14 protein-coding genes are annotated in these 18,962 nt (G+C 40.6%); 10 read left to right on the top strand and 4 right to left on the bottom strand.

Going from position 1 to position 18,962, the window contains the following annotated elements:
- Positions 1-30: 30 nt before the first annotated feature.
- From J3455_RS10880 to J3455_RS10850, 7 genes are all read left to right on the top strand, one after another.
- Positions 31-243, top strand: coding sequence for a YejL family protein (locus tag J3455_RS10880; protein ID WP_036967930.1), 213 nt, complete (start codon positions 31-33; stop codon positions 241-243).
- A gap of 5 nt (positions 244-248) precedes the next feature.
- Positions 249-1,742 carry a DUF3413 domain-containing protein gene (locus J3455_RS10875; protein ID WP_130051624.1) on the top strand — a complete coding sequence of 498 codons (1,494 nt, stop codon included), beginning with the start codon at positions 249-251 and terminating at the stop codon, positions 1,740-1,742.
- Positions 1,743-1,817: 75 nt separating this feature from the next.
- Positions 1,818-2,297 carry a DUF4124 domain-containing protein gene (locus J3455_RS10870; protein WP_130051625.1) on the top strand — a complete coding sequence of 160 codons (480 nt, stop codon included), beginning with the start codon at positions 1,818-1,820 and terminating at the stop codon, positions 2,295-2,297.
- A 259-nt stretch (positions 2,298-2,556) separates the two neighbouring features.
- A complete protein-coding gene (gene aceK, locus J3455_RS10865; RefSeq protein ID WP_130051626.1) occupies positions 2,557-4,281 on the top strand; it encodes a bifunctional isocitrate dehydrogenase kinase/phosphatase in 1,725 nt (574 codons plus the stop codon).
- Positions 4,282-4,297: 16 nt separating this feature from the next.
- Positions 4,298-5,236, top strand: coding sequence for a LysR family transcriptional regulator (locus J3455_RS10860; protein WP_130051627.1), 939 nt, complete (start codon positions 4,298-4,300; stop codon positions 5,234-5,236).
- A 186-nt stretch (positions 5,237-5,422) separates the two neighbouring features.
- Positions 5,423-5,866, top strand: a complete 444-nt coding sequence (locus J3455_RS10855; protein ID WP_054554697.1) for a ferritin-like domain-containing protein — start codon at positions 5,423-5,425, stop codon at positions 5,864-5,866.
- A gap of 357 nt (positions 5,867-6,223) precedes the next feature.
- Positions 6,224-7,432, top strand: a complete 1,209-nt coding sequence (locus tag J3455_RS10850) for a beta-propeller fold lactonase family protein (RefSeq protein ID WP_349561716.1) — start codon at positions 6,224-6,226, stop codon at positions 7,430-7,432.
- Positions 7,433-7,676: 244 nt separating this feature from the next.
- Here the strand turns inward: J3455_RS10850 and J3455_RS10845 are convergent, their stop codons facing one another.
- Positions 7,677-8,654, bottom strand: a complete 978-nt coding sequence (locus tag J3455_RS10845; protein WP_178926889.1) for a catalase family peroxidase — start codon at positions 8,652-8,654, stop codon at positions 7,677-7,679.
- A 289-nt stretch (positions 8,655-8,943) separates the two neighbouring features.
- On the opposite strand from J3455_RS10845, the gene J3455_RS10840 reads away from it, so the two are divergent.
- Positions 8,944-9,342 carry an ExbD/TolR family protein gene (locus J3455_RS10840; protein ID WP_294091347.1) on the top strand — a complete coding sequence of 133 codons (399 nt, stop codon included), beginning with the start codon at positions 8,944-8,946 and terminating at the stop codon, positions 9,340-9,342.
- Positions 9,343-9,401: 59 nt separating this feature from the next.
- Here the strand turns inward: J3455_RS10840 and J3455_RS10835 are convergent, their stop codons facing one another.
- The 3 genes from J3455_RS10835 to J3455_RS10825 form a co-directional block, all read right to left on the bottom strand.
- Entirely contained in the window at positions 9,402-12,308 is a 2,907-nt protein-coding gene (locus tag J3455_RS10835) for a TonB-dependent receptor plug domain-containing protein (protein WP_502935098.1), read from the bottom strand.
- Between the two features lie 125 nt (positions 12,309-12,433).
- Entirely contained in the window at positions 12,434-13,504 is a 1,071-nt protein-coding gene (locus J3455_RS10830) for a FecR family protein (protein WP_130051632.1), read from the bottom strand.
- Positions 13,501-14,061, bottom strand: a complete 561-nt coding sequence (locus J3455_RS10825; RefSeq protein ID WP_130051633.1) for an RNA polymerase sigma factor — start codon at positions 14,059-14,061, stop codon at positions 13,501-13,503. Before J3455_RS10825 ends, J3455_RS10830 begins: the two co-directional genes overlap by 4 nt.
- A 437-nt stretch (positions 14,062-14,498) precedes the next feature.
- On the opposite strand from J3455_RS10825, the gene J3455_RS10820 reads away from it, so the two are divergent.
- Positions 14,499-15,704, top strand: coding sequence for an efflux RND transporter periplasmic adaptor subunit (locus J3455_RS10820; protein ID WP_130051634.1), 1,206 nt, complete (start codon positions 14,499-14,501; stop codon positions 15,702-15,704).
- Between the two features lie 14 nt (positions 15,705-15,718).
- Positions 15,719-18,892: an efflux RND transporter permease subunit gene (locus tag J3455_RS10815; RefSeq protein WP_130051635.1), complete on the top strand. Its 3,174-nt coding sequence runs from the start codon at positions 15,719-15,721 to the stop codon at positions 18,890-18,892.
- The last annotated feature ends 70 nt before the right edge of the window (positions 18,893-18,962 follow it).

Genomic DNA, 18,962 nt, shown 5'->3' with positions numbered 1-18,962 from the left:
GGAATATAACTCTTTTTATCGAACCAACTGATGCCTATCATATCAAAATATTCTAATGAGCAAGTAGAACAAATCGTTGATCAGCTGATTGATGTACTAACAGAGCACAAAGCGCCTGTTGATTTAAGCCTTATGTGTTTAGGAAATTCTATCACGCATATTTTAAAAGAGCATGTACCATCAGAGAAAAGACAAGCTGTTGCCGACAACTTTGCCAAAGCATTAGCACAGTCGGTTAAATAAGATTTATGAATTTATCGCAACAAAGTCAGTTTTCTTCAAAAGTAAGTCAGCTTTTAAGTTGGGGCCATTGGTTCACTTTTGCTAACATAGGTTTAGTGCTATTTATTAGCTTAAGCTACTTAGTCGCAGACAGTGCACCAACCACTTTTATAGGCTATGTTTACATGCTCGTGACTTGGTTAAGTCACACGAGCTTTATTACTTTTATTGCCTTTGTTTTAACGATATTTCCATTAAGCTTAGTGTTTCCATACCCTCGGCATATTAGAGGGATGGCAGCAATTATCGCAACACTTGGGGCATCATTCTTAACGCTTGATGCCTATGTGTATTTCAACTTGGGTTATCACCTCAATACTTCTGCCCTACCAGAGATAGTTTCTTTATTGTGGCACCGTTTAACAAGCTCACCCGCATTAACAACGATTCTTGCAGGCGGTATTGTTCTGCTAATTTTAGCGTTTCAATTATTAGTCAGTAACTATACTTGGCACCATTTGGCGCGTTTAAAGCAATATAAATTCCCACGCTATGCAACCAGCACTATCTTAGTGTGCTTTGCATTAAGCCACAGTATTCATATTTGGGCTGACGCTAACTTAAAATTTGATATTACTAAGCAAGATAATGTATTGCCATTGTCATACCCAACAACAGCAAAAAGCTTATTAGCAAAAAATGATTTACTTGATATCGAAAGCTATAAAGAAGCTCACGATGTTAGGCTAGACCCACATAATATTAATTACTTAGCACCGGCCCCACTTGCCGAGTGTAAGGCTGAGTCGAGTGCTACTATCGATATTTTAGTATTTGAAAACAATACTGAACTTGAGAAATATGTTGCCACTGAGCCGGCACTGCGTAAAACCGATTTGTTCTTACAGCCTGTTGAAGCCGAAGATACTTTATTTAGTTTAGTGTATGGCCTGCCAGCATTTTACAAAGCACCTATTCTAGACAAGCAGCAACTACCTGTGTGGCTTACTGATAATCGCTCAATTCAAATTAATGGTTTTGAACAATTCGAATTTATTAATAACGACGATCAAAACCCTGCGGTACGTTTAGTACGTGCAGATGCTGCAACACAAACTCGCGAGTCTGCCAATGCCGTATTTGCTTTTAGCCTTGCTAAAGAAAGCAATGGAATTGTCACAGCCTCACGTCTATACAGCTCAGATAAAAAAGTTGTACAAACCGATGGGCTTATTCAACCAAGCGATATTATCGCCACCAGCGTTGGTCACTATCTTGGCTGCAAAACATTAGCTAAACAAACCATGTTAGGTAGTAACCTATATAAACGTCATGATGACACTGGCGTAAACTACTCGCAAAATGTATTTATCGCATTTAAAAAAGACCGAATCACGCTGATTGATTCTGATGGTAATTTTAAAAATATTTCAGCAGCACAAGGCTTTGCAATTGAACAAGGATTAGATATTCCATTCTTAGTGCAAAGTATTAAAAAACTGAAGCGATATACGCCTTAGAACTTATTGATAAATCAATAATATGAACTAGCTTTAGATATTAGACACCTTATTTGATTAGGAGACACGGATGTCATGAAAGCCATAATCATTTACCTTATATCAATAGCCCTACTGTGTTTTTCATACAACTCAATGGCTGCCACCACTGAATACTATAAATGTGTTACAGACAGAGGCACAATATTTAGTGAATTTCCCTGCGGTAGCCGCGCAATAAAACATAAGATCCAAGTAACCGACCCAGACTTACAAGCTCCGAAAAACTTTGTTAAAGAGCTTAATGAGCTCGAACGCCAGCAAATTATCAGGAATATTGAGGCTGAAATTCGCAGTTATAAGTATCGTTTAGATATTTTAAGCCGCAACCGAGATAGAGCTCAGTATCAACAAGAACAACGCCTAAATCGTATTTTGTCTGATAAAGAAGCTAAGCAGATTAGTAAAGACATCAAAAAGCAACTGAAAGCAATTAACAAGCAATATGGGCGCGACGTGAAAAGTGTTAATAAAAAACTCGCAAAACTTGAGAAAAAACTAGCTCGCTATAATTAAATACACTTTACTATTGGGTTTAAAGAATAAATAACATATTCTTAACACCTATAGAGTTATTGCTCTATGTTGGTATAAGACCAACTCGCTTAATTAAGTGAACTATTTTGATGCAATAAAACCTTGTTGATAACAAGGCAAAAATGTCGTTATTTAGTTGTTCTAAATTAGAGATTTTTAACGCAGTTAGCGACAACTTTAATCCTTCAAAATGATTAAGTATTATTGCGGGTTAGTATGATTGTTAGAAGGAGTTTATATGCAGCCACAACACATTGCAGAGTTAATTTTATCTGGGTTTCGCAATCACTATAAACTCTTTCAAGCGATCACTGCCAAAGCGCCACTCGCGTTTGCAAACCGCGATTGGCAAAAAATAAATGAGATAAGCAAACTCAGAATTAGCCATTACGATGATCGGGTTAACGAAACCATTGCTAAGCTCAAATCGCTTAATGAACAGCAAATTATTACCTTAAACCAAACCTGCTGGCTTGAAACTAAACAACTCTATCAACAATTTTTGCGCTTTCACCCTCAAGCAGAACTCGCCGAAACCTTTTACAACTCGGTGTTTTGCCGCTTATTTCATCGCCGTTATTTTAATAATGACTTTATCTTTGTTAAAGCAACTTTAGCGGATGCTCCAGCATTACCGATGGAAGTAGAGTACCGAAGTTACCACCCTGTTGTTGATGGCCTAAGACCCACGATACGCAAAATTATTAACCAGTTTGATTTTAAAGCGCCCTTTGTCGATTTAGAACGCGATATCCGCTTGCTGGTAAAGGCCTTTTATAAGCAAGCACCCGACACACATCACCAAGCATGGCAAATGCGCTTTGATATACTGCAAGCCCCGTTTTACCGAAACAAAGCTGCTTATATTGTTGGCCGTGTGGTATCAGAAAGTGGCGTACAGCCATTTATTATTGCGGTGTTGCATCATGAAGACAAAGGTCTATACCTCGATGCCCTACTTACCAAATCATCGCAAATGCGGGTTATTTTTGGTTTTGCGCGTGCTTATTTTATGGTTGAAACCCATGCGCCATCTGCGTTAGTACGCTTTTTAAATCAGCTTATGCCGAACAAAACTCTGGCAGAGCTTTACAATGCAATAGGTTTTCATAAACAAGGTAAGACCGAGTTTTACCGAGAGTTTTTAAGTCATTTAGAGCATTCAAACGATCAGCTCGTTATTGCCCCTGGTACACCCGGGATGGTGATGATGGTATTTACCCTGCCTTCGTTTGGTTATGTATTTAAAGTCATTAAAGACACCTTTGGTGAAAGCAAGCCCTTTGGCCGCGATACCGTACTAAAACGCTACCAATTAGTAAAAAGCCATGACCGTGTTGGCCGCATGGCCGACACCATAGAGTATTCGAACGTCGTATTTCCACTGGCTCGATTTGATAGTAAATTACTTGAAGAGTTACATAAAACCATTGGTTCTTCGATGATAATTGAAGGCGAATGGTTAATCATCAAGCATTTGTATATTGAAAGACGGATGACACCGTTAAACCTGTATCTTGAAAATGCCAGTGAACAACAAGCGTTTGAAGCAATAGAAGAATATGGTCAAGCTTTAAAAGAAATGATCGCCGTAAATATTTTCCCAGGCGACATGCTGTTGAAAAACTTTGGGGTGAGTAAACATAATCGCATTATTTTTTACGACTATGATGAAGTTCAGTACCTAACAGACATGAACTTTCGCGCCTTACCAAAAGCAAAGTCGTACGATGATTACTTAACCAATGAGCAAAGCTACTCTGTGGCACCACAAGATGTGTTTCCAGAGCAATTATGTACCTTTGTTACGGCAAACCCGGTGTATAAGCAATATTTATTAAGTACACACCCTGAGCTTGAAGATCCAGCCTATTGGCGACAAGCACAATACAATTATAAGCAAGGTGTAGTTAGCCACATTTATCCATACCCTGCTGCACAACGATTTATCCATTATTGGTAAACACCAAGGACACGCAATGAATATAAGTAAAATAGATTTAAACTTACTTGTTTACCTAGATACCTTACTAAGGGAGTGTAATGTAACTAAAGCTGCTAACCAGCTGAGCATTACCCAACCTGCCATGAGTAATGGCCTAAAAAGACTCCGTAATTTATTTAACGACCCTATTTTAGTGCGTACCAGTGAAGGTATGGTACCAACTGAGCGTGCAAAAGAATTACAGCCGGTGATCCGCGGCATTTTAATGACTCTTGAAGAAACACTTGCACCAAACCGCGAATTTGAAGCATCACAAAGTAAGCGTGTATTTCGTATCATGGCCAGTGACTATGCAGCAAGTACCCTTGCCCCACGCTTATTGAGCAAATTACACGAAGAAGCGCCCGATACCACACTCGATATTTTGACTCCAAGTGATGTAACCTTCCACGACGTTGAAAACGGTAAAGTAGATATGGCTATCAACCGTTTCGAAAACTTACCGCAATCGTTTCACTATAAACAAATTTGGAAAGACAGCTTTTGTTGCTTAGTAAAAGCAGATAACCCAATTATCAAAGACTTCAGCCTCGACAGCTATTTAAAAGCCCGTCATATCTGGGTAAGTAAAACAGGCTTTGGTGTAGGTGTTGGGATGGACCCTAAAGATGTGCAAAAGCTAGGTTGGGTAGATGAAGCGCTCGCTCACTTTGGTAAACACCGAAATATTGCCACCTTTACTCGTAACTACCACGTTGCCATTCACTTAGCGAAAGAACAAAACTTAGTAGCAACTTTACCATCCAAAGCGGCAAATATTTATTTAGACGATCCGGGCCTTACAATTCTAGAGCCGCCATTCCCTATTCCACCATTTGAGCTAGATATGATTTGGAGCCCGCTGCTACACCGCGATGCAAGCCATATTTGGTTACGCCAAAAAGTTGCAGAAGTAGCCGACGAGCTTAAGTAAGATTTTACCACTGAATTTGTAATTATTGCTGATAAGCAACGTGTTAGCTTAGCTTATCAGCAATCCCCCTCCTATAAAAAACCTACAACCACTTGAAATACAATAACTTTATATTTAAGTGATGAACTGGAATATGCTTTGCAAGTATCTAATTACATTGTTTTTAATATTCAAAAAGAGGTCATTATGAATACTCATCAAGGACAAGACGTTCATCATATTGCAGATATCATTCAAGTTATGAATAGCGGTATCGATTTTTATGAAAAAGCACAGGAAAAAGTAACCGACCCAAGCATTATTGCCTTATTTCAACGCATGATAGATGCGCGTAAAGTAAGTGTTGAGCGCTTACAACCTTATGCCATTAACGAAAATGGCGAGCGTGAAAATGGCTCTGACTTTGCTGTAGAAGCACGTAAAGCTTATACATCTTTAATAACTAAACTTGGTGCAGACAAAAACGCCACGTACGTTAGCGAGCTTGAAGAAGTTGAAGATAAAACACTAGCTGAAATCAAACACGCGCTTAAAAAACCACAACCACATGACTGTGAAGCCGCATTATCTAAAACCCTGCTGACAATTCAAAGTTGTCATGCTGAAATGAGTAAGATGAAAAAGCATTAAATTGTGAGAGTGCAAAGCCCAGTAACGCTGGGCTTTTATCTGTTTAGATATAGATAAGCGGTGTGTATCTCACCTGAGAGTTTAGCTGATAGGTTTAAACATCTATTGAGAGACAGCAACAGCTTAATTCACCATCCGAAGTGCGAGCTTTTCCTAAGTTCCGCTAAGTTCCAATTTCTGACCATCAAGCTTGACTCGTTAATGCCCCAAAATAATTCAGAACAAAAGATCTTGATTAATTCGAACCTCGTAATTTCTCCTATCAAAAGTTATCCGAAGGAGTTTGAGTAGCAATATTTCCTGAAATTATCAGGTATCATGCGATCTAACCTATGCTTCTATGAGTGTGTTGAGATAATGTTTAACAATAAAAAGCTGATTTCATTTTTCATATTTATTCTGCTAGTTAACTTTAATGTTGCTGCTAATAGCAGATTAGAAAGTCTTCAGCTCACCCAAATATTAAAGGATGATTATAACGGTGTTGATGGCTTAGGTAATCCTAGAAGCGTAAAAATTCTTATGGATAATTCTAAGGTTTTTGTGTCTAGCGGAGATGATAATGCTTTTGCCATTTTCAATGTCGACAATAATTTTAACCTAGCTTTAAGTCAAATATTTAAAAATTCCTCAACCAACATAAATGGACTAGAGGGGGCTTCAGGTGTTGCCTATTTGGAGCAAGGTGATCAGGTAGTTGTAACAGGCTTTTATGATGGAGCTTTAACCCAATTTTCTAAAAATAAAAACAGTTATCGATTTAATAAAACTATTAGTGACGGTCTTCATTATGAGCGAATATTTAAGAGTGATGTGTCCGTTGGTAAATTAGATACTCTGGGACTGCTTGGCGCTTGGGATGTAATTAAGACACACAACGAAAAGCAACTCTTAGTTGCAAGCTATATGAGCAATGCTGTAGCGATTTTTGATATTACATCCGATGGTCGGATTCTTTTTAATAGAGCAATAAAAGACGCGAGACCACTTGAAAATAGCTTAGGTAAACCAGTTAGTTTAGCCTTGTCTTCATTGAATGATGAATTATATGTGCTGGGTTTTGATAACCATCAATTAACTATCTTTGATCGAAAAGACGGGGGGGAGTTATTGGTAAAACAAGTAATAAAAAATGGCGTCGCTGGCGTGGAACAATTTGTTAATCCTCAAAAGATCGTCGTTTCACCTGAAGGGAAGTATTTATATGTCGCCTGTTCAGGTAGCAACGCGATTGTTGTTTTTCAAAAGAAAGAAACTGGACAATATGCTTTTGTGCAGGCAGTCAATAATTCTGACGTTGGTGGTTCAGGCCTAGAAGGCGCCAGTAGTTTAGCAATATTGGCTGACGGCTCGAAAATTTATGCTGCTGGAGAGGCGGGACACGGCTTGTATTTGTTTAGTGCGGGCGTTGATGGGCGACTTAGCTTTAAGAGTAAACTGTTAAGTGTTCATGATAACGAATTAATGAAAATATCATCGATTACTCTTACTAGTGATAATCAACATCTGTTGGTGGCTACTGGTAAAGGTAATTCATTATTTGTCTTTAAAATAAAAAAACTATAGGCATCACGGAACAAGAACAGTTGGTTAGGTTTCGCTTAAGTGTGCGTTACAGGGCGTCAGCTCTTATAAGGTAAGAACTGTTGATGCTTAGGTAACCGAACGACTCTTGCTGGTATAGAACCGCCCACGACTCTAACTCATAACTGTCCAAAAACGAGTTTACCCGACAGTCTGCTATTGACTCATACACACCTGCCAGGTTTATTAATTCCTTTTAATCAAACCTGACACATACACTTAAGACTTATTGACCCGTCAAACGCTTTGCAAATGAAATCGCATAAGCTGTTGAGCGTAATTTAAGTACTTTGTCATCACTTGGCATAAAGCCTTTAGACAAAAGATTTGGGTCATAATTAGTGAGGTCACAACCTGATTCACCTGTGGATTCTATGGTGAGCTTTCCTAAATTAATTGTTTTGCGATCAGCGGGCCAACGAACCGAAGGATCCGTTAACGCATCACCGGGCTCGGCTAGTTCAGCTTGAAAACGATAATGAACCTTGCCTTTCGCTAAATCCTCTTCAAGTCGCTTAGCCAGAAATGATTTTGGTAAGGTTTTCATTTGCTCTTCTGTTAGCACCTGTTCTGGCTCTTCTGGCACCATAGTCCATCTAAAGGCATGCTTAGCGCCCTTTTCATCAACCATGTAAAAGGTATGCACACCAAAATACCGCGAAGACACATACGACGCTGGCGGGTTATGGCTTTGTAGCCAATTAAACTGCCCTAACGTACTCGGGTTTTGCTCTCTGTATGCTTTCACTTTCGCAAAATCGATTTTCCCTGTTTTCTCGTCAGGTAATAAGGTACTTAGCAAACCAAAAAATGCTTCTGGGCTATTACCTGCAAATACAGGCGTAGTTAGCCCTGCAATATTGTGCACATCACCATTTTCTAGTACAAACTGCACCCCCATTCCTCGCGGCGAGCGTGATGTTTCATCAGCATGAGGGTTACCACCTCCCATAGAAAAGCGAATATTTGCTTTTGATGGTGCGTTAAATAAAGGGCTGATTGAATACTGTTTTGCTGCTTGATTAGGTGTAAATGTGCCGACAGCGCACACACCTTTGGCGTGACCTTTCCTAATACCAGGCTGCTTACCTGAAAGCTTCTCAAATAAATTAATAAAATCTTGCCCGTTTACTGGTTGCTCAGCAAAACTTGCTGTTGGTAAAACAAGGCACATGGCACAAACTAAAGACTTAATTTTTAGCATTTATCCATCCTTTAAACTTAGTTCCAACACAGATGACCTGACTAACTTCATAATGATTTCATCAAAGTTAATAAAGATTTTTACCTACATAAACGTTACAAACATTTAATAAACTTAGAATATTTATTTAACTACAGTATTTTTAAAAGCTGCTAACTTTAAATTTAGGATCCTAAAAACTGCTGTGGCGCCCAGCATTTTAAAAATAATCCGTGTTCTTAGCACGACTATGGCTAATCCACTTAATTGTAAATTTTGTGGCTTGGTCTAAAACAACAAGGACCTAATTATGGTGAAGCAACATAAAAAAACCACTGCAAACGCTGATGTAGATATGACTCCTATGCTCGATATTGTGTTTATCTTGCTAATATTTTTTATCGTAACAACCTCGTTTGTTAAAGAGCGCGCTATCGAAGTCAATCGCCCTTTAGCAAAACCAAGTCTTGATAATCCCAAAAAACAAGCGCAATTTACTATCACTGAAAACGACAGTATTTATTTTGCAAATAGACTTATAACACCAGAGCAAATAATCGCTAACCTTGCGTTATTTGCCGCTCAGTTTGAAATGACAAATGTACAAGTAACAGCAAGTGAGCAAAGTAGCCACAAAACCTTGGTTACTTTGCTTGATAAAATAAAACAATATCAAGATGTTCCTATATCGATAAGCACATCTTTATAACTAAAAAAGGGCCTAACGGCCCTTTGCAAAGTTAAATAATAAAGGAATCTAAAGGGAGTTTAGAACTTGTACTCTGCACCTACGTAGTAGTACGCACCGTTAAAACCAAATGGTGCAGAACGACGTGAGTAAGTGAAGACACCCGGACTTGAAACAATGGTGTTGCCACTTGCATCAACAATCGTACCCGAGCGTGAATTACCAATAGTGTTCTTATCTGGGTAAACATCAAATAAGTTATTTGCACCAATGTTAAATGACAGGTTTTCGTTAAAGAAGTAGTTAACTTTTACATCAGTTAAGATTTCAGCACCGTATGTTTGACGACCACCATCTTCAACTGTGTATTCGCCGTAACGATTTAGAGATAGGTTTACAGTCCAATCTTCTAAACGGTAAAGCGCGCTTAAGTTAATGCGGTCTTCTGGTTGCCATTCTTCGATAATTGATGTTTCTTGTGCAGAAAATACATCTTCTACCGGAATAGTCTCAAGACCACTGCCTGATGGCGTGAATAAATCAACTACATCTGTTTTAGTGAAGTTAGCAGCAAAGGTGAAATCTAGCGTACCGCCAAGGCCTTCTGTGTTCCATGTGGCAACTAAATCAACACCTTCGGTTTCAGTATCGGCACCATTTAAGAAGAACTGACCCGCACCTGCGCCTGAACTTACAAGTGCAGCATCTAGCGTATCTGATAAACCTTTACCTAAACGGTTAGAGATAACGATACGGTCGTCGATATCAATCGAGTAGTAGTCAATGGTTAAATTGATATTGTCAGTTACGTTATACACAATACCTAAACTACGGTTTTGTGATTTCTCTTCTTTTAACTTAGGAATACCAATTGATTGCGCTAAGGTACTGTCGTTTCTGAATGTACCTACTTGCTCAGCAACTAAGCTGCCATCATCGCCTACAACAAACTGTGTACTTACGTTATTAAAGTAAAGTTGTTGCATAGAAGGCGCTCTAAATCCTGTACTTAATGCACCACGTAAAGACACATCTTCAGTCACAGACCAGTTACCCGCTAACTTAAAGTTTACGGTATCACCAAAGCCTTTGTAGTTATCGTAACGTACCGCACCTGAGATAATCACATCATCAATAACATAGGTTTCTGCATCCATATAGAATGAGATCACATCGCGTGACTCATCAACAGATGATGCCGGATCTGAACCACCAAAACCTTGCGTACCACTTGCAGCATCAACACTACCTACCCCACCATTTAAACCTGAGTAGATGCTCATACCATCAACAGTGTCGTAATCACGGTATGCGTATTCGCTACCTTCAAGAATACGGAACTCATCAGTACGAAGCTCTGCACCCAGTGCTAATGAGAAATTATCGTAGTCTTTGGTGTAATCAAGGTTAAGTGTTTGAAGTGATAATTCAAGGCCGTATGCATATGCTGAACGGGGGATAGTGGCACGAATTTCTGCCGCGCTTAAACCTTGGTTATAACGAAGGTAGTTAGCGTATGAGCCATTGATAGTGTCACTTGTTGTGTAATCAATGCTGTTTTCGCCATAGGTGTACGATAAATCAATGCTTGAATCATTATCGAACGACTTTTTAAAGCCAACATTGTAAGACACGTCATCAATAACGGTATTAATTTTCGGTAAGAATCCCATAGGAATGGTTGCATCACCATCTTGTAATACAGGGTTACCATTGGCATTTGCGTTGTGACGGAAAAACGCAGCTGATTCATTTTCACGATTTGAATAGGTGATAAAACCATATAACTCACCACCAGCAAGTTCATAGCCAGTGTTGATAGTTAAAGCAAATTGCTGTGAATCTGCATCACCAATTCTAAACGTATCACGAGGTGCGGTTAATTCACGCGGGTCGCCTGCTAATAGCGTCCCGTCATCAAGTTCAGTACAGCCGTAAAATTGACATGAGCCATGAAGACCTGCACGGTTTGTTGGCGCACGATCACGGTAGTTAATTGTGGTATTTAAATACCCATTATCACCTAGTGCAAAACCTTTATTGAAATCAACATTTACTGTTTCACCATCACCTTCTGAATACTCACCGTAGTTGATGGCCGCTTTACCGCCCTCTTCAGCGTCTTTTAATACGATATTAATAACACCTGCAATGGCATCTGAACCATATTGCGCAGCAGCACCATCACGTAATACTTCAATGCGTTTAATAGAAGCCGCAGGGATAGCATTCATGTCAGTCCCTGCCGTACCACGACCCACAGAGGTATTAATGTGAATAAGGCTTGCTTGGTGGCGGCGCTTGCCATTGATAAGAACTAAGGTTTGATCGGGCCCTAAACCGCGTAATGTTGCAGGGCGAAGTGCATCAGTACCATCACTGATAGACGAGCTTGAAAAGTTAAAAGACGGTGCAATAGCCTGAAGCATACGGCCTACTTCTGTTTGGCCTGTATTCTCTAGTGCTTCGGCACTTAAAATATCAACCGGAACCGGTAAATCTTCAACCGAGCGTCCTGCTACACGGCTACCGACAACGGCAATTTTTTCGATGTTTTTTTCTGCTGATTGATCTTCTGCTAACGCTTGCGTATTGGCGGCAAGCAGTAATGGCACGACTGCAGCGCTGACCCCTGATACTTTGATCATGTTATTATCTATCCTATCTACTTGTTTGAGTTTTATACTCAGCAAGCCTTGATGATCAACAACCGCATCGAGCTCAGTGCCTTCGAGCATCGCATTGAGTGCATCAAGTTTGGTGTAAAAACCAAACACAGATTGCGCTTGATATTGCTTCGCTAGTTCGAAAGAAAAAATGACGGTTTGATCTGTTTGCTTTGCAAATTCGATTAACGCCAAATCAGCTCGTTGCGCTTTGATGTCAAATTGCAGCATTTGTTTTTCAGCCGCTATTGCTACTTGGCCTGTAGTGAGGCCATAAATAACAAAAGAGGCAGGTAACAACCGCAATTGCTTACTGCGCAATTTAAACAAACAAGTGAGGAAGAAAAATCCGCTATGTAAATTTAACTTTTTTTTAATTAATTTTTTGTGACGAGAAGGTGGCGCATAATTAACATCATTATAATTGCGTATTCTCATAGGCAGAACTAACCTTTTGCAGCGATCGTTAAGCTAACACGATGTTCACCTAAACGTTGATGTTCTACACCTAAGTTGGCCTGTAATGAGTCAAGCAAACCTTTAATGTCGCCTGTTTTAAACACCCCAGCTACTTTCAAAGAGGCAAGTTCTGGGTCATTTAGCTCAAAACGCGTGGCTGTATAACGACTCACCTCTTGCAGAGCTTCGTCTAAAGACTCACCATTAAAAATTAACATTTCTTGTTGCCATGCCAAGTCGCGTTGGACGTCATCAACAGATAACTGCTTAATTGGCGCTGTTTTACTTTGTTTTATTAGTGCCTTCTCGCCTGATACAACCACATTCGCTTTAAGTGCTTTTATATCTGCGCTGTTATCTGAAGCATCTTTTAAACGATTAAAATCACTGGCATCAACCTGAGTACTCGGATCAGTAATCATCACTTTGCCCTCAGTCACAACTAACTCTAAGTCTGAGGCAGAATTTCGCTGAACATTAAATACTGTGCCAAGTGCAGTAAAAGATTTATCACCAGCAATTACGGTAAACGGACGACTAGGATCTTTAGCAACATTAAAACGCCCTTCACCACGGCTCAGGATCAACTGACGACGATCGCCCGAGTAAGCAACTTCAAGTTTAGTGTTGGTATTGAGCTGCACAATAGTGCTGTCTGGCAGAACAAATTCAGCTTGCTCGCCGACTTTAGTGCGATAAATTTTGGTAAATTTAGCATAGTCGTTTTCTTCACTTTGCCAGTAGCTTGAATAGATAAGCATAATACAACCAAGCAGCATCACTACTAAAAAGCTCGCAGCAGTTGCCATACCAAACACTGCAGGTTGTTTTTGCGGTGCTTTATAAGGGAACATACTACTTAACTCATTGAGCACGCTCATTTCATCCCATAAAGTCGCAAGTTCAAACAATGCTTCTTGATGAGCTGTGCTTTGATGAGCCCACATGTGCAATTGTCTCACTTCATCTTTAGATAAACCGCGATCAATTGCACTTATCCATTGACTCGCCTGCTCTTGAATCATTTCTTTTGATGAAAATGGATGGACATTACTCATTTGTTCACCTCTTTTGCAGTGAACTCAGTGGTTGGGTTAAATGTCTGGGGTTGTACGTCGTGTGATTTCATTGCTCGGTGAACATGTAATAAGCCTTTGGCTATATGTTTTTCAACAGTACTTTCGCTGAGTTCCATTTTAGCTGCAATTTCCTTTTGGCTTAAGCCATAGACTTTTTTTAAGATAAAACATTTTTTAATTTGAGGGCTTAATTCGTTAGTCACTCGGCAAAAAAACAAAAAACGTTCTTTTGAGGTCACTTCATCTTCAAGTGCCATTGAACGCATGTGATGCTCAACCTGTTGTTGTTCATCTAACGATTCTTTGTATTTATTGTCCCATTTAGCAATGTGATTTAGTGCCAAATGTTTAGCCGTTTTCAGCATGTAACTGTGAGTATATTCGATATTTTGTTTAAGATCAGCTTCATAACTTTTTATAAACGTCTCTTGCACAATATCTTCTACATCATCAGGGCTGACAATACGTGATACAAAGCGCCTAAGTTTGCTCGATATCTCAGTAAAAGCGGTGATAACCCCAGTTTGATCTGTCATCCTTAACTCACCTTTATTATATTTTTATTGCTTTAGGGTACGAGATTTCATTTTAATTACAAGCCATTTGTTAATTTTTTGTACCCTTGGTAAACAAAGATTTTATAAACTCATTAAAATCTTCTGTTTTAAGCGTCATAAGCTTGCTCTACTGTTTCAAAAATCACGCTACTTCATCCACCTCGACTCACTATTTGGCTATATTTTTTATTAACTTCCACCTACTAAATCGGTTTTTAGTTTGAATACATTAAGCGACTTAGTGACGGGCTAAATTAAGTCATCTTTTGGTTTTAAATAAAAAGTAAACTACAGGGTGTACCTTTTTCTTTTTTGGGTATAAACTAAACGACAAATGAATATGCATAATTTCGTCTTTCGTGTTTGTTTGACTATTTCTATGCATACCTACTTAACAATTGGACTGTGGAGTAAACATGCGTCTGCCTTTCGCACCTGCCAAATTATCATTATCTGCGTTGTTACTTGTGTCTGCACCCTTGCTACTGCAAGGTTGTTCTGAAGCGCCAGAGCAGCAACAGGGTCAAATGCACCCAGCAGCTGTCGCTACTATGACTATGGAAACACACGATGCACCTTTTACTATTGAGCTGCCAGCAACGCTGTCTGGTTCAAAAGAAGTTGAAGTTCGAGCCCGTGTTACCGGAATCCTTGAATCACGTAACTTTGAAGAAGGTCAGCGTGTCGAACAAGGCCAATCTCTGTTTACTATTGATCTTGAACCTTACCAACTTGCGGTTGATCGTGCGCAAGCTGCACTTGATGGTGCAAAAGCAGCGCTTGTTCAAGCTGATCGTGACGTTAAACGATTAGCTAAACTACGTGCCGAAAAATCTGTTTCACAACGCGATTACGATAACGCTAGTTCAGCTAATGATATTGCAAAAACTGATTTAGCCGCTGCAAAGGTTGCGTTAAAAGAAGCCCAGCTTAATCTTGAATATGCGCAAGTGAAAGCCCCTGTCGCAGGTGTAATGGGACGTGAGTTTGTCTCGGAAGGAACCTATGTTTCTGGCCCAGATTTACTACTGACTCAAATGACTCAGTTTGACCCTATTCGTATTCGTTTTGGCTTATCTGAGCGTGAACAACTGCAAATGCGTCAAGATGTTAAAAATGGCTCACTGACGTTACCTGAGCAAGGCCACTGGAAAACACAAATTAAACTCCAAGACGGCTCTTTATACGGACAAACCGGTGAAGTTAACTTCTCTGATGTGCGTATTAATCCAAACACAGGTACCAGTGAGTTTCAGGCAATTATTCCTAACCCAGATTTTCAACTTCGCCCGGGCCAATTCGTTCGCGTTGAGTTAAGTGGTGCAGTACGTAAAAACGCTTTCATCGTTCCGCAACGTGCAGTGCTCGATAACGGCACGGGTAAGTTCGTTTATGTTGTAAGTAAAAACGAGCAAGGTATGGATGTCGCGTTACCTGCCCCTGTCACTGTGGGTGAATGGATCAAAAAACCAGAAAACGAGCAATACCAAAACTTTTGGTTAATTCGCAGTGGGTTAAAAGAAGGCGACCAAGTTATTGTTGATGGCATGGCGCGTATTTTCTTCCCGGGTATGCCAGTAAATGTTGGCAAGCCAGCCGCTAACTCAAGCCACGCAGAATAAGCACAGGGAGTCTTATGTTTTCTCGTTACTTTATAGACAGACCCATTTTTGCGTTTGTTATATCTATTGTTATTGTGCTTGCGGGCCTTGCTGCGATGCGCAGTTTACCTGTAGCGCAATATCCTGAAATTGCGCCTCCGGTTGTACAAGTGACCGCAGCCTATCCGGGTGCATCCGCCAGTGTACTTGAGCAAACGGTTGCCACACCGATAGAAAATGCCATTACTGGTGTTGAAGGTATGATGTACATGTCATCGACTTCAACGAGTGCAGGCTCGACCACCATCGAAGTAACCTTTGAAATTGGTACTGATGTGGACCAAGCAGCTGTAAACGTGAATAACCGTGTAAAGCAGGTTGAAGCGCGTTTACCTGAAGAAACTCGTCGCCAAGGTGTGGTTGTCCAAAAAGGCTCTTCTAGCTTTTTACAAGTGCATGCCTTTTACTCTCCTGACGGTACACGCTCGAGTTTATGGACTTCAAACTATGTCACCATGAACGTGCTTGACCGTGTTAAACGTATTCCGGGCACCACCAGTGTGCAAATTTTTGGTGCTAAAGATTACGCGATGCGTATTTGGCTACGCCCAGATGTAATGAGCCAGCTAGGGGTTACTGTTGAAGAAATAGCAGGGGCAATCCGAGTACAAAACTCGCAATACGCTGCAGGTAAAATTGGTGCGACACCAACTACTCAATCTCCACAAGAGCTCGTTTACAGTGTGACTGCACAAGGTCGTTTGTCTGAGCCTGAACAGTTTGAAAATATCATTATTCGTTCAAATACCGATGGCAGTAGTTTACGCTTAAAAGACGTAGCACGCGTTGAGCTAGGTTCGAAAGATTATAACTTCAAAGGGACAATTAACGGTAAAGAAGCAGTACTATTAGGTATCTTCTTGCAACCGGGTGCCAATGCTCTTGATGTAGCTGAAGAAGTAAATAGTGTTATCGAAGAAATGAAAAGCCAATTCCCTACTGGACTTGCACATTTAACTTCGTACGACACAACCCGTTTTGTTGAAGTATCAATTCGTGAAGTAGTAAAAACACTGCTTGAAGCCATGGTATTGGTATTCTTAGTGGTGTATTTATTCTTACAAAACTGGCGCGCTACCCTAATACCTACCCTTGCAGTGCCAGTATCGCTACTTGGCACGTTTGCCGGCATGTATATGCTGGGATATTCAATTAACTCACTCACCTTATTCGGCATGGTGTTGTCGATTGGTATTGTTGTTGATGATGCCATCGTGGTACTTGAAAACGTTGAACGTATTATGCATGAAGAAGGACTCGGTGCCAGAGACGCAGCTGTCAAAGCTATGAGTGAAGTAAGTGGCCCTGTTGTAGCTATCGTTCTGGTTCTGTGTTCTGTGTTTGTGCCAATTGCGTTTTTAGGTGGCTTAACAGGTGAGTTATTCCGTCAGTTCGCTATTACTATTTCGATTGCTGTGAGTTTATCGGGCGTGGTCGCCCTAACGATGACGCCTGCTCTTTGTGTACTTATTTTGAAACAAGAACACAAGCAAACAGCCCGCTTCTTCTTATGGTTTAACGCTATGTTTACCAAGATAACTGGCCGTTATGTGGGGGCTGTTGGTTTTATGGTGCGCCGCGGTCTTTTAGGTGTAATCTTAATGACGGGTATGATTGCTGCAACGATTGGCCTTTGGCAAAACACCCCAGGCTCGCTTGTACCCGATGAAGACCAAGGTTATTACATCTCTGCAATCTTTTTACCTGACGGTTCATCACTTGAGCGTACCGAGGAAGTAACGCAACAAGTTGTAAAAGCAGTACAATCAAACCCAGCTAACGAAAACGTTGTTGCGTTTACAGGCTTTGATTTTATCGGCGGTGGTTACAAAAATAGTGCTGCGACTTTATTCGTGACACAAAAGCATTGGGATGAACGCGAAGTTGATACCAAAGCACTTGTGCAAGAGCTATTCATGAAAACGGCGGGTATTAAAGAAGCACTCGTACTTGCCTTTAATCCACCTGCTATCTTTGGTTTAGGTAACACTGGTGGTTTTGAATTTTACATTCAAAACAAAGGCGATAGCGACCCAGACAAACTTCAACAAGCGATGCAGTTAATGACAGCAGAAGCGCAAAAGAGCCCAATCATCAGCGGCCTGCAAACTCTTTGGCGCCCTGATGCACCGCAACTTCGTGTTGATGTTGACCGAGAACAAGCGCGTGCCATGGGTGTAGAAATTGATGATGCGTTCACCGCCCTTGCAGGTAACTTAGGTACTTATTACGTCAACGACTTCAATAAATTTGGCCGCGCATGGCAAGTCCTAATGTCTGCAGATGCTGAATTTAGAATGAAACCTGATGACATTGGCCGTATCTATGTTAAAAACAACCAAGGTACTATGGTGCCGCTTTCAGCCTTTACCACTATCGAGTATAGCCGTGGCCCTGAAAACTTAAACCGTTATAACAACTTACCAGCAGTTAAACTAATGGGTAATGCAGCACCTGGTTTCAGTTCGGGTCAAGCTATCGCTGAAGTTGAACGTATTGCAGAAGCTGTCTTACCGCCAAATATGACCTACGAATGGACGGGCTCTGCATTCCAAGAAAAGCGCAGTTCGGGTACCACAGGGATTGCCTTAGGACTTGCAGTGATCATGGTGTTTTTGATTTTAGCAGCCCTTTACGAGCGTTGGTCATTACCACTGTCTGTAATGCTTGCCCTGCCATTTGGTACCTTTGGTGCACTAATAGCCGTTTGGGTGGTTGGCATGACAAACGATGTGTATTTCCAAATTGGCCTTGTCACCCTACTCGGTCTTGCCAGTAAAAACGCGATTCTTATCGTTGAATACGCCTTAATGAAACATCAACAAGGCTGGAGCGCTAGTACTGCTGCACTTGAGGCTGCACGTTTACGTTTTAGACCAATCATCATGACTTCACTTGCTTTCATTTTAGGCGTTGTACCTTTAGTACTTAGCTCTGGTGCAGGCGCTGGTGCCCGTCATAGTGTTGGTACAGGTGTTATGGGCGGTATGATGGCAGCCACATTCTTAGCTGTATTCTTTGTACCTCTGTTCTTTTATTGGTTAACGGCACGTAAGTTAACTGAAAAACGCTCAAGACAAGAGCTTGCTGATGAAATAGCACACCATCACCAACAAGAACATGTCAAAACCCAAGAGGGTAATCTGTAAAAAATGAAGGGCAAACAATGAGTTTGCCCTTTTTTTGCTTATTTGATTACTAGCAATTTGCAGCTTCGAA

The sequence above is a fragment of the Pseudoalteromonas sp. NFXS39 genome (genome assembly GCF_040148775.1).
In the GTDB taxonomy this organism is placed as follows: Bacteria; Pseudomonadota; Gammaproteobacteria; order Enterobacterales; family Alteromonadaceae; genus Pseudoalteromonas; species Pseudoalteromonas apostichopi.
This window is presented reverse-complemented; position numbering and strand designations above follow the sequence as displayed.